We start from the raw sequence: 12,989 nt of genomic DNA, 5'->3' as shown, positions 1-12,989 counted from the left end.
AAATAGGTATTAACCGAAAAGTTCTTCCATGGTAATGGAATTTTGTACAAATCCAAGTGAATAGGTGTTATTCTCCAGTCCAAAAGGCGTAATCATGGTCAGAAAAACGGATTTGCGTGTTGCAGTAACAGTCCTGAATGCAGAAAGCTTTTTTTCCAGTTCAGCACGGTAAGCTTTTGTGATGCTGTAAGGATCTTTCGAAAATTTTATTTCGCATAAACAGATTACCTGATCCCTTCTATCGATGAGTAGGTCAATCTGCACTCCTTTTGCAGCATTCGACCAGGACGATATTTCAGTATAGACGCCACTAATGCCAAGGGCCTTTTTGAGATTGCCGATGTGCAAAAAACAAATATTTTCGAAAGCATATCCACTCCAGGCTCTCCAAGCAGGGCTATCTATGCGACTGAGCCATGATCCTTCTCCAAAGGCTCTTTTATCTTTCATGAATTTTAGATAGAAGAGGGAATATTGATCAGTCAAGCGGTACATAGCTTCTTTAACTTTCTTTTCAAATGGATGTGTCCGTGTGATAAAGCCACTCTCTTCCAGTTCCATCAGGGCTTTCGTAGTATTTCCTCCATTGCTTAAGCCGCTGGTTTGGATGATCTCAGCCCGGACCATTCCTTTGTTCTTTTGGGATAGGGCTTCAACGATGGTCATATGTCTTTCTGCACTTTTAAAAAGAGATCGATAAAGATTTTGATATTCATTTACGAGTAGTCCTCCATCTGTAAAGCAAAGTCGGTCTATTTCCTGGAAGGCGCTTTTGCCGGGCATTATTTCATTCAGATAGAATGGTATGCCACCTATTGCCATATAAAGCTGTATAATCTGGTAACGGTCCAGGACAATGTTTTTTATTTTAAAATAGGCTTCTGTTTCACCGAGCGTGAACGGCAAGAGCCTGATCCGTCTGGTTACGCGGTTGTGCAAGCCACCTTTATTGTTTATCAGCTTGCTTAGCATCCAAGATGCCGCTGAACCGCATACTACCAGGATAATATCGGTTCTGGCGGATGCCCACGCATTCCAAAAATGCTCCAAGGCAGAGAGAAAATTTGAATGTGGCGTGTCGATCCATGGGAGTTCATCAAAAAAGACGACTTTTTTTCTCGCGGTGCTTTTTTGTAAGAAAGACCGAAGCATTTCAAACGCTTTGAACCAATCGGCGGGCCTGGTCTCATTGGAATTATTGGGGTCTGCGAATTGTAAAGCGGAGAAAAAATTGGATAGTTGCTGGTCCGAACTGGCGTCGGCAATACCTGTCATCTGGAACACCATTTCTTTCTGGTAGACATTTCGGATCAGAAAGGTCTTGCCGACTCTTCTTCTGCCATACATGGCCAGGAATTCGGATCTATCTTCCCGTAGCAATTGCTGCAACAATTGTTGCTCATTGATTCTACCCGCTATTGCTTCCATGGGGCATTTTTTGGCTAAAAGTACTTAAAAAAGTAACATTTAGCCCTATAGAATGAAAAAATAGGGCTAAATCTATATCTTTTGGATAGATTTAGCCATGAGACCTGAGAATGAGGTTATTGTATTCAGAAAATGGAGCATGAATCTATTTTCGAGATGGATATCATTGCTTTGTAAGAATTCGGCCTTTTGCCGTTACTAATAGGAAAAACATCATTCACGTGACAGCAGCGGAGCAGCAACATATTTTCGAAAGCTGGCTTAGCCAGTATAAAGGGCTATTCTTCAAGATAGTGAGGGCGTATGCTGTCAGCGGGCCGGAGCTGGATGACCTTTTCCAGGAGATTGTCATTCAAGTGTGGAAGTCGGTGCCTGCGTTCAGGGGTGAAAGTGCCGTGTCAACGTGGGTTTACAGGATCGCGATCAATGCGGCGCTGAGCTGGGTGAGGAAGGAGGGCCGGCACCGGGCGATGGAGGATATCGGGAAGGCTGCATTCGTTTTGCAGGAAGGGATTGGACAGGCGGATGAGCGAGTGGCGTGGCTGTATGCGGAGATCCATCGGATGGATGAGATCGACCGGTCCATCGCGTTGTTGCTGCTGGAAGGGTTCAGCTATAAGGAAATGGCCGCGATCCTGGGGATCACGGAGTCGAATGTGGGCGTGAAGATCAACCGGATCAAGAAGCGCCTGATCGCTACATCAAAAAAACAAGATTGTTATGGAATTTGAAGAAGTGCAAAGCATATGGGGTGCGCAGGATGCGCAGCCGATCTTCCGGGTGGATGAGAAGGAATTGCATGAGAAGGTATTGGGTAGGAAGAAGAAGGCGTTGCGGATCACTAATATCAGTGAGCTGATACTGATCTTTACATACCTGGGAGCGGGAAGTTATGTATGGTATTTAAATGTACGGGGTGTTTTTTTTATGTACCTGATGGCGGGATGGATGATCGCCATGGCTTTGTTGGGTATTTTTAGGCGGGTGCGGCGGATCGTTGCGGGAAGGAGGTTTGACAGGACCGTCCGGGGTGAGCTGGAGCATGCGCTGGCGGTGGCGAGGTACCAGGTGAAGCTGTCCCGGATGGGGCGGTGGAATATCATTTTGATAGGCGTATTTTGTGTTTTTGGGATGTGGGAGAGCGGTAAGTCGCCATGGGTAGGTGTTTGGGTGGGATTGTTCTTTGTCTTTACCTATTATTTGAGTGGGTTCGAGCATGGGTGTTATAAGCGGCAGCGGGAAAGGTTGGAGGAATTGTATGATAAGCTGGGAGATTAATTTGTTGAGATTGTTTACTTAAAATAATAAAATATGAAGACGTTATTATTAGTTATTGGTTTTATGGTTTTCGCTGTTATCGGATATGGCCAGGAGTTGAAAGGTCAGTGGAGCGGGACGTTACATGTACAGAATGTCGATCTCCGGGTGGTTTTTCATGTTACGAAGACGGATACGGTCTATAAGGCGACGATGGATAGTCCGGATCAGCAGGCGAAGGATATTGTCGTGAATTCGGTTGTTTTTAAGCATCCGGAGGTGAGGTTTGAGATAGCCACCATCGGAGGGTTGTATGAGGGGCGTATGGTGGATGGGCGGATCGTGGGTAAGTGGATGCAGTCGGGTATTACGTTGCCGTTGGAATTGGTGAAGGATGTTGTGAAGGAATGAGGATCAATTTGGCATTACGAACATCGAAATCGGAATATCCGACATCGGCATCACCAGCTACCCGGAGGCAGCGCTTGTTTTTTTTCGACAGCGACGATGTGATCTCCTTCTATAATAATAGCCGGTGCATCGATGACGGCGCCTGTGCCATCGATCAGGGCTTTGCAAAGAATGGCTGTCTTTTGACCATACAGGCTGGTGACGGCCAGCATCGGGAGCATAAAGGCAGAGAGGGTGAGCGCGCGCATGAGCAAATTAGTTATGGGTTATCATGGAAGATATGAAATAAACTTATGCTTTTTATTTTGGATATGAACAACCGGAGATTTTTTCTATTTTTCGGTATCCATGAAAAACCTGATCGCAGGCATTGTCCTGATATTCCTATGTTACCCCGTAGTTGCTCAATCGTCTATCCAGGTGACGGTGAGCGCCAGCGCTTCTACTTGTGGAAGCTATAACTCAACGATACTCGTTATAGGAACGGGCGGAACGCCGCCTTATAGCTATTCGCTCGATGGAGGAGACTGGTCAAACAGCCAGATCTTTCTCACGGGTGGCGCGGCAACACATACCGTCACGGTGAGAGACGCCACGGGGCAGACGACCAGCAAGCCTGTGACAATAAATAACTATTATAGTCCGCCGACGGTGCGTGTGGCGGCGAGCTCGAACCCATCCGGTTGTACTGCACAGGATGCGAGCGTGACCTTGCAGGCGTCGGGGGGAACGCCGCCTTATACCTACAGCCAGGATAAGGTGAACTGGACTGCCAACCCTACTTTTTCCGGCCTGCCCGGGGGCTGGTATTATTTTTATGTAAAAGACTACTATGGCTGTACGGCCAGGGTACAGTACAGCAGCCTCCCGACCTGTGGGGGATATAGTTTCACCAATGTGAATGCCAGCTGTGGACAGAATGGAGAGGTGCATATCAAAGCGGATCCCTCTACGATCAATCCTCCCATTACCTATTCATTAGACGGCGTCCATTATCAGGCCACGGGCGACTTTACGGGTCTTACGCCGGGCCGTTATATTATACGTGTAAAGGATGGTACGGGTGCGGATCTTCTTGCGGGCTCGTATATCATCGATGAGTGTCCTTTGTCGATACAGGGGGCGGCGCAGGATGCCACCTGTGGTAACAATAACGGCAAGATAACGGTCTCGGCCAGCAATGGCACTCCCCCCTACATGTATACGATCGACGGATTCCATTACCAGAACAGTACGGTCTTTATTAATCTGGCCCCTGGCAACTATACTGCCGTCGTCCTGGACTACAACGGAAAAATGCAAGGGGCGGTGGTGACAGTCGAGAGTGATTGTCCCCGTGTAACAGCTGTGCCCACGAATCCAACCTGTGGCAACAGTGACGGCAGCATTACCGCCACCGGCGTCAGCGGGACGGCTCCTTATACCTATTCGCGCGACGGGGTCAATTTTCAAAGCAGCCCGGTCTTTGCAGGGTTGGCGCCGGGTGGTTACACCATCACGGTGAAAGATGCGAAAAACTTTACGGCCACGGCTACTGCAACAGTGGGCGATGGCTGTCTGCACCTGATGGGCCTACCCCAAAATTCGACCTGTGGTAAGCGCAACGGTGAGATCTCGGCTATTGGTGCGGGGGGAACGCCACCTTACACTTATTCGCTGGATGGGGTGAATTATCAGGCCGGCGATGTCTTTAACGGGCTGGTGGCCGGCCATTATACGCTTATGATGAAAGATGTCAATGATCAGACGATCTCCACTGGCGTGACGGTAGGAAATAATATGCCGCCTCCCCTGATACAGGTGAGCGCAATGCCTGCTTCGTGCCGGAACAATGATGGAAGCCTGGATATCGCGGGCAGCGGCGGGACGTCGCCCTTTCAATATTCCATCGATGGAAGCAATTATTCCAATAATGGGGTGTTCGATCATCTTTCTTCCGGCGGGTATATGGCTTATGTCAAAGATGTCAATGGATGTATTGTCAATCAGTCTTCGGCAGTCGTCCTGAATAATACACTCACCGTGGATGCCGGTCCGGTCCTTACCATTTGCGAAGGGGAAAGTGGCGTCATACAGGCGAGATCCAACGGCAGCAGCTTTTCCTGGCAACCATCCTCAGGGTTGAGCAAAGCGACAGCGCTGCAGCCGGCGGCATCTCCTTCTATCACGACCTTGTATACGCTGACGGCCGTCGATGGGGTCTGTCAGCAAACGTCGACGGTCAATGTGATCGTCCGTCCCGCACCGGTGGCCGATGCCGGTGCGGATGTAATCACTTGCTATGGGAAGCAGGCATCATTGAAAGGGGGTGGAGGGAGCGTTTTTTCCTGGAAGCCTGCTACCTATCTCAGCGATCCAGCTGTCCCTGATCCCGTGGCAGATGCGCCTTCCGGAAGCATGACCTATTCTCTGACGGTGAAGGATGGAAATGGGTGTCAGTCGTTGAACAAGGCATCGGTGACAGTGACCGTGACGCCTCCGGCGGGGCTATTTGTGGGAGCGGATACTGCTGTGCTGGCCGGGCAGCCCGTGCCCTTGTTTGCGCAGGATGTCAATAACAGCGGATTTACAACATTCACCTGGAGCCCTGCGGAAGGATTGAGCAACCCCGCGATCCAGGATCCGATAGCGATATTGCAGGGAGGGACAAGGACGTATCGCGTGACGGCTGTAACGGACGCAGGTTGTTCGGCTACCGGCAGCATTATCATAAAGACCTTCAGTGCATCCGACATATTTGTACCGGCGGCATTCAGCCCCAATGGGGATGGTCACAATGATCTGCTGAGGGCTGTGCCGATGGGGATGAGGGAATTTAAATATTTCGCGATCTTCTCCCGGTGGGGGCAGCGGATATTCTATACTTCAGACCCTGCGGCAGGCTGGGACGGCACTATCGACGGGAGGATAGTAGAAGCCGGAACGTATGTTTGGATGACGGGAGGGATCGACTATAGGGGGCAATGGATACAGCGGAAGGGTACGGTGATGTTGATCCGGTGAGCCGTGGATCTTCCTTTGCCATTGCAGGAAGCCAGGTGTCGCCTATTTGCCGCCGATGCCAGTATAGGTGTGCGGGATCGTTCGTCGGGGCGAAGGTATAACGATAGAGGACGGCCCTGATATAGTGCGGTGGTTTACCGGGGAAGGGATTGGCGGCGAAGAGGCTGAGGGCGTCCGGGTCGTTGTGAAGGAGCTTTGAGACGAGGGTGATCGTCCAGGGGTATTCATCGGGGGTGGACATGGCGGCGAACCACATTTGCCAGTCGAGGCGGAGCTGGTAGGGTGCAATTTGAGGGGGGCGTTGATCCAGGGCAACGGGCAGGCCTTTGTAGGGGTATGGTATCCAGATGGTTTTATCGTTGGCGAGGCTGTCGTTAGTGCCTTCGAATATTACGTTGTATCGCTCCCGTCCCACAGAGCCGAAGGCCCCATAGGTGTTGACCAGGTTGAGGGGATCGTAGGAAGTAATCATGATCTGGTTGGGAGAGAGCATATTGAGCGCGGGTTGGATGCTGAGGAAAGCGATGACGACAGTGACGACCCAGGCGGTGATGCGCATGGGGCGGGAGGGTTCGGCCTGGTCGTTGGCGATCCGGGCACGTTGTACGAGGGGGCGGGGGAGGAGCTTTGCCCAGAAGGCGTCGTCGAAACAAGCAAGGGCAGGAATGATGGTCAGCCAATTGAGAAAGGAGAGGTTGCCGCTGAAGATGAGGAAGACCTGTAAGCAAATGATGATGGATCCCGCAATGTGACGGGCGAGGCGGGGCCAGAAGACGAACCAGGGTGCGACCAGCTCGGCCAGGTGATTGAAGAGCACGCCGGATCGTAAGATCCAGCGGGGAAGGAAATGGAACCACCGGCTCAGGGGACCGGGGATGGGCTGGGTCTCAAAATGATAATAGAGGGCGGTCCAGTTACGCCATACATCGTCGCCGCGGATCTTGATCAGGCCTGCCCCCAGCATGATGCGAAAGATAAGCCAGCGGAACAGGGTGATGATGGGCATGGGGGGAGCTTGTTTTGGGAAGGGGCGCATGTCTATCAACGGGCAGAGGAAGATCGCGAGGAAGCCGGTCTCGAGAAGCTGGATCTCCCAACCATAGCCGTACCATTCCTGGCCGATGTTGACGAAGGACATATACAGGAACCAGAGAACTGTCATGAGCGGGGCGTTGGCGAAACCGGCCAGCACGACGCAGGAGAGGACGAAGCCGATCCAGGCAGTTGCCAGCAGCATTGCGTCGGAGTGGTTGATCCAGAAGATGGAGGGGAGGCGGATGAAACTGGCGGTAGGGCCGATGATGTCGGAGTACCTTTTTATGAATAGGTTTGCGGGCGTTAGACCGTTATGTCCGATGAGGGGGATGACCTGGTTGATCGCAACGAGAAAGGCAATGGCGTATACTGCGCCCAGCAGGCGAAGGATGAGAAAGCGGGTGAGCCAGTATGATGGACGGGCATCCATATATTTGTAATTTACCGATTTAAGTGTATGTTTGGAAAATTCGAATATGCTAGAACAAGAATTCAAAAACATAACCGGGGACGGGTGTTGGGAATTTGCCGCCAGATATTGATGCGTATTTAATCTCTTTTTAAGCAGGATTGCTATGATTTGAGCGGGAAAGTTTCGAATTTAGTAGAGAATGCCCCTATTATGAAAAAGCTCTACCTGCTGTTGTTTCCCCTTCTTATCTTCCGGGTCGCGAATGCCCAGACGGCAGAAAAATATGAGATGCTGTCGCTGGATGCCGGTACATTCTTTCCCAAGGGACCGGGACGTGATATTACCGCGAATTTTCCTTATACGGTGACTTCTTTTGCTTCGGGTACGAGGGATCAACAAACTTTTGATGGATCGCTGCGCGGAAAGTTCACCAGCCCTGCTTATATGCTGGGATTGAGCTTCGGCGTAGTCCGCATGCATAGCCATATCGATGTGGGAGGCGGCCTGCTGCGCGAGGATGGCGGCGATCATGGCTATTATTTGAAAGGCGGCTATGGGTATGGAGTGTCGCTGGGCGGATTGATTGTAAGGCCTACCCTGGATATATACTACCTGGCGGAGAAAAATAAAATGGGCACTATTGACAACACACGGAAAGAGATCAGCCTGCTGGGATATACGGCCTATGAGCAATACTCGAAACAACTGGATGATGGGGACGGGGGTACCTACGAGGCTACGTATAATGCAAATCACCTGGATATCAATTACCAGCGGTCTAGTTTTCTTGCGAATCCGAAGATAGTGCTGACGCCCAGGGTCATGGGTAGGTTTGTGTTTGGCCTGGAGCTGGGATGGATGATACAGGTGACGCAGCGGTGTAAACTTCAATTGGAGCAGACGACCACGTCGTCGGAACAGACGAATACGGTGGGGAAGGTTTCCGTGGGAAATAATGGCGCGTTGAGCGGGCCTTATGCTGCGTTGAATATAGGCGTGCGGTTTTAGGTTTGAGATTTAGTTTTTGGTTTTAGGGATGATCCCTAACGGATGATTGCCGCACGATGAGATTGGTCAGCAGCTTTGTATGTACGGGTTTATGGGGACCGGGACCCAGTTTGATCTGGTCCAGGAGGATGCGCATGGCGATCTGGCCCATTTCGCTGACGGGCTGTTTGACTGTAGTGAGCTGGGGCTCGATGATGGAAGAGATGGGGTCGTCACTGAAGCCTACGATGCCCAGCTGGTCCGGGACTTTGATGCCGATGCTTTTGGCGTACAGGAGGGTCTGGATGGCCGCGGGATCATTGACGCAGAAGATGGCGTCGGGCCGCGACCTGAGGGAGAGTAATTTTTTTGCGCTGTCGCTTGCGTTGGCAGCGGTGAGATCATGATGAATGATCCAGCTGCGATGGCTGGGCAATTTATGGGCCTTTAGCGCATCCAGGTAGCCATTGATCCTGTTCTGGCTCAGGCGCAGGTTGGGAGGACCACTGATATGAGCGATCCTGCGATATCCATTGGCGATGAGATGTTCCACTGCGTTGTAAGCTCCTTCATAGTCATTTACCATCACCCGGGAAGCCGGGATCTTTTCACAGATGCGATTGAAGAATACGATGGGAACGCCGTGGCGACCGAAAGCCTTGAAATGGTCGAAGTCGCTGGTCTCCCTGGTCATGGAGATGATGACACCTTCTACACGGCTGGCCAGTAAAACTTTTGTATTGGCTATTTCTGTCTTGACGGATTCCTGTGATTGGCAGATGATGACGTTGTAGCCGGCTTCGCTGGCTATCTCCTGTGCGCCCATGATCACAGCCGGAAAGAAGTAGTTGACGAATTCCGGCACGATGATACCGATGGTGTTGCTTTTACTTTTTACCAGGCTCTTGGCCAGGAGGTTTGGCTGGTAGTCCAGCTTGCCGGCCATCTTCACTACGGCCTCGCGCGTCTCTTTCTTTATATCTGTATGACCCTGGAGGGCCCTGGATACGGTGGATTTGGAGATGTTCAGGGCTTTAGCTATGTCCAGAATGGTGGCGATGTGGCCGGGGCGGGGGCGTTTTGTGCCGGCGACTCCCGTGTTTCCGGGATCGGGCAAGGTGAAATAAATATGGCAGTCCTTGCAGTAATACCGTTGCTTTCCGCGGACCATCCCGGATTTGGCGATGGCGTGCACCTGACCGCACTTCGTACAGCGTATCATTCCCATAAGCTTCGCGAATATAAGATTATAGTTTGAACTACCGGGAACGATACCGCAATCGTTCCCGGTAGATACTGATGCCTGAAATGCCTTCGTCCTCTTTTTTCAATGGAGAACTTGTTTAAAATTGCACCATCGAACTCAGTAACGTATTGCATCAAATTAAACAACTGCCATATGAGTAGCGCGTACTCGTTCAACCATTTCTTGCACCGGCTCTTTCTTTTCCTTCCATTTGCCGTCATCGCCTTTTGCCCTGGCCAATTGCTGGCACAGACAGTCGTCACGGGGCGGGTCTACGATGCGGAAAATCATCCGGTGGCCAATGCCAGCGTCTCTGTAAAAGGTACAAAAAAAGGCATCACCACTGACGTCAACGGTGAATTTACATTAAAAGGTGTTACCTCCGATGCCATCCTTCTCATTACATCCCAGGGCTACGAGGATGAGACGGTGGAGCTGAAAGGACAGACCTCCCTTTCCATTGTTTTAAAGCGCAGGGTCGGCAAGCTGGATGACGTCATCGTGGTGGGCTATGGTACTCAGCGCAAGGCTGCCACCACGGGATCCATCGCCTCCGTCAAAGCCGCGGAGATCACCCAGACGCCCGTCACCAATGTGGCGCAGGGCCTGCAGGCCCGGGTTTCGGGGATCCAGATCACCCAGAACAATGCTGCGCCGGGCGGCAATATCAGCGTCCGTATCCGCGGGACGAATTCCATCAACGGATCGTCGGAACCGCTGTATATCATCGACGGGATCCAGATCTCGAATGGGGGCAGCGTCACGGACCCCAGCCCATTGTCCACGATCAACCCCAACGACATCGAGTCGGTGGAGATCCTTAAGGATGCGTCGGCCACGGCCATCTACGGCGCCAGGGGCGCCAACGGGGTGATCATTATCACCACCAAGCGGGGCAAGAACGGACCTTCGCGCGTCCAGATGGAAACCTACCAGGGATTCCAGGAGGTGACCAAGCGGATATCCATGCTCAATGCGGCGCAATTTGCCAAGCTGGAGAATGACGTGTACAATTCGGCCATTTATCCCAACCCGGACAGCCTGGGCAAGGGGGTGAACTGGCAGGACCTCATCTTCCGCAAAGCGCTTATCCAGAATTACCAGGTATCTGTCAGCGGCGGCTCGGAAAAGACGCAATTCTCGTTGTCGGGTAATTACTTCAACCAGGATGGGATCATCATTCATTCCAACTTTAAAAGGTATTCATTACGGTTGAGCCTGGACCATCGCATCAGCGATCATTTCCGGGTGGGCACTACCATACTCGGATCCAATTCCATCAACAATAACATTCCCACGGGCGTCAACAGCATCGACGGACCCGTGGTCACGCAGAGCATCGTGGGTGCGGCTCTCGGTGCGCCGCCAACTCTTCAGCCTTATAAGGCGGACGGCACATTGTATCCTTTTTCCGACCAGTTCAATGGCCGCTACCGGGAAGTGACCAATCCGCTGGGCCTGGCGGCGGTGCTCAACCAGAATACCATCCGCAGGACCCTGGCCAATGTGTATGTAGAAGCAAAGATCATCGAAGGCCTGACTTACAGGGCCTCTTTCAATGCGGACCTCTCCGGCACGCTGAATGATTATTACAGCCCCATCTATATTTTGGGAGCGGTGGAACGCAATGCCAATTCCGGCAGCGCGAGCAAGGGGAATGTCAATACCACCGGGTTGCTGCATGAGAGCATCCTCACGTACCTGCGTAATTTTGGCGACCATTCCATCAAGGTGACCCTGGTGGGCGCTACCCAGAAGGGCTTGTACAATGCGAATTCCATCAGTGCCAGCGGGTTCCCGAATGACGCCACCACCAATGAGGCGCTGGGCCTGGCTGTCAACAGGACGGTGAGCAGCAGCCGGAGCAAGGACAGGCTGGACTCTTACCTGGCCCGTGTCAACTATGGGTTCAGGAACCGGTATTTCCTGGACCTGACGGCCCGCCGGGATGGGGCTTCTAAATTCGGGGAGAACAATAAGTATGGATTTTTCCCTGCCGCCTCCGCTGCGTGGAGGATCATCGAAGAATCGTGGATGAAGGGGCAGCAATTGTTCAGCGACCTCAAGCTGCGGGCCAGCTATGGCGTCACGGGGAATGCCGCGGCCATCGATCCTTACCAGTCGCTGGCCCTGGTGGCATCCGGCAGCAATTACCAGTTCAACCATGTGTATACGGTGGGGATCAGTCCTACCGGCATCGCCAATAAGGATCTTAAATGGGAGCGGTCTACGCAGACGGATGTGGGCCTGGATATCGGCCTCTTCAATAACCGGCTTACGCTGGTGGCGGACTATTACCGTAAGCGGACGAACGATCTGCTCTTTATCAAGAACCTGCCACTTTCCAGCGGCTATGCGTCTATCACGGGTAATTTCGCCAGCGTAGAGAACAAAGGATTTGAATTTGCCTTTAATACGCGCATCCTGGAAGGCGCCGTCAAGTGGGACCTCAGCGGTAATATCTCATTTAACCGTAATAAACTGGTGGGCCTTACCGGTAGTCTTCAGGAGTATGTGGTGAACCCGTATGTGGTGCTTCGCGTGGGGCAGCCGCTGGGTGTTTTTAAGACCTATGTATTCGACGGCATCTACCAGACGGGTGAGACGATCCTTCCCGGCTCGGGCAGCCGCACCGGCGGGGTGAAGGTGGCGGACATAAAAAAAGACGGGCAGATCACGGGAGACGACCAGCGCATAACCGGCAACGCCAATCCGAAATATATTTTCGGAGCCTCCACGAATCTATCTTATAAGAATTTTGACCTCAGCGCTTTTATCTCCGGTGTGCAGGGCAACCAGATCTACAATCTCAGCCGCTATACATTCGAGAACGCGCTGGGGCAGCGCAATGTGTTGGCCGGGCTGGCGAACCGGTGGAGCCCCACGAACCCCAGCAATGAATATGCCAGCGGATTCCAGGGAGGGCGGCTGCCCGTCTCGGACCGGTTTGTCGAGAACGGCTCCTTTGTCCGGCTGAAGAATGTCACGCTGGGCTATACGCTGCCGGCTTTCAAAGGCATCAGCCGGCTGCGGGTCTACGTCAGCGGCAATAACCTGGCGACCATCACCAAATATTCCGGCTTCGATCCGGAAGTGAACTCATTTGGCGGCAGCAATACGCAGGTGGGAGTGGATAACCTGGTGTATCCGGTGGCCAGAACGTTTTTGGCTGGGGTGCAGGTGACCTTCTAAGTGTCGGGAGTTCAGAAG

10 protein-coding genes are annotated in these 12,989 nt (G+C 52.1%); 6 read left to right on the top strand and 4 right to left on the bottom strand.

Annotated elements, in window-relative coordinates:
• Positions 1-9: 9 nt before the first annotated feature.
• Positions 10-1,428, bottom strand: coding sequence for an AAA family ATPase (locus tag Q4E93_RS33905; RefSeq protein WP_303592500.1), 1,419 nt, complete (start codon positions 1,426-1,428; stop codon positions 10-12).
• A 221-nt stretch (positions 1,429-1,649) separates the two neighbouring features.
• On the opposite strand from Q4E93_RS33905, the gene Q4E93_RS33900 reads away from it, so the two are divergent.
• The 3 genes from Q4E93_RS33900 to Q4E93_RS33890 are packed head-to-tail and all read left to right on the top strand — an operon-like array spanning position 1,650 to position 3,096.
• Positions 1,650-2,159: an RNA polymerase sigma factor gene (locus Q4E93_RS33900; RefSeq protein WP_303592498.1), complete on the top strand. Its 510-nt coding sequence runs from the start codon at positions 1,650-1,652 to the stop codon at positions 2,157-2,159.
• Complete coding sequence (locus Q4E93_RS33895; RefSeq protein ID WP_303592496.1) at positions 2,149-2,706, top strand: hypothetical protein; 558 nt, start codon at positions 2,149-2,151, stop codon at positions 2,704-2,706. Before Q4E93_RS33900 ends, Q4E93_RS33895 begins: the two co-directional genes overlap by 11 nt.
• 33 nt (positions 2,707-2,739) lie before the next feature.
• Positions 2,740-3,096: a hypothetical protein gene (locus Q4E93_RS33890; protein ID WP_303592494.1), complete on the top strand. Its 357-nt coding sequence runs from the start codon at positions 2,740-2,742 to the stop codon at positions 3,094-3,096.
• A 50-nt stretch (positions 3,097-3,146) separates the two neighbouring features.
• Here Q4E93_RS33890 and Q4E93_RS33885 read toward each other — a convergent pair whose 3' ends face one another.
• Positions 3,147-3,344, bottom strand: coding sequence for a hypothetical protein (locus tag Q4E93_RS33885; RefSeq protein ID WP_303592491.1), 198 nt, complete (start codon positions 3,342-3,344; stop codon positions 3,147-3,149).
• Positions 3,345-3,444: 100 nt separating this feature from the next.
• Between Q4E93_RS33885 and Q4E93_RS33880 the strand changes: the two genes are divergently transcribed.
• Positions 3,445-6,099, top strand: a complete 2,655-nt coding sequence (locus tag Q4E93_RS33880) for a T9SS type B sorting domain-containing protein (RefSeq protein ID WP_303592489.1) — start codon at positions 3,445-3,447, stop codon at positions 6,097-6,099.
• Here the strand turns inward: Q4E93_RS33880 and Q4E93_RS33875 are convergent.
• Positions 5,990-7,564, bottom strand: coding sequence for a lipase maturation factor family protein (locus Q4E93_RS33875; RefSeq protein WP_303592487.1), 1,575 nt, complete (start codon positions 7,562-7,564; stop codon positions 5,990-5,992). The genes Q4E93_RS33880 and Q4E93_RS33875 overlap by 110 nt on opposite strands.
• 192 nt (positions 7,565-7,756) lie before the next feature.
• Here Q4E93_RS33875 and Q4E93_RS33870 point away from each other — a divergent pair, with 192 nt between their 5' ends.
• A complete protein-coding gene (locus Q4E93_RS33870; RefSeq protein WP_303592485.1) occupies positions 7,757-8,554 on the top strand; it encodes a hypothetical protein in 798 nt (265 codons plus the stop codon).
• 22 nt (positions 8,555-8,576) lie between these two features.
• Here the strand turns inward: Q4E93_RS33870 and Q4E93_RS33865 are convergent, their stop codons facing one another.
• On the bottom strand, positions 8,577-9,755 hold the full coding sequence (locus tag Q4E93_RS33865) for a LacI family DNA-binding transcriptional regulator (RefSeq protein ID WP_303592484.1): 1,179 nt from the start codon (positions 9,753-9,755) through the stop codon (positions 8,577-8,579).
• Positions 9,756-9,932: 177 nt separating this feature from the next.
• Between Q4E93_RS33865 and Q4E93_RS33860 the strand changes: the two genes are divergently transcribed.
• Complete coding sequence (locus Q4E93_RS33860; protein ID WP_303592483.1) at positions 9,933-12,971, top strand: SusC/RagA family TonB-linked outer membrane protein; 3,039 nt, start codon at positions 9,933-9,935, stop codon at positions 12,969-12,971.
• Positions 12,972-12,989: the final 18 nt, after the last annotated feature.

It is taken from the genome of Flavitalea plasmicola (genome assembly GCF_030546645.1).
In the GTDB taxonomy this organism is placed as follows: Bacteria; Bacteroidota; Bacteroidia; order Chitinophagales; family Chitinophagaceae; genus Puia.
The sequence above is the reverse complement of the archived record's forward strand: the minus strand, read 5'-3'. Positions and strand labels throughout refer to the sequence as shown.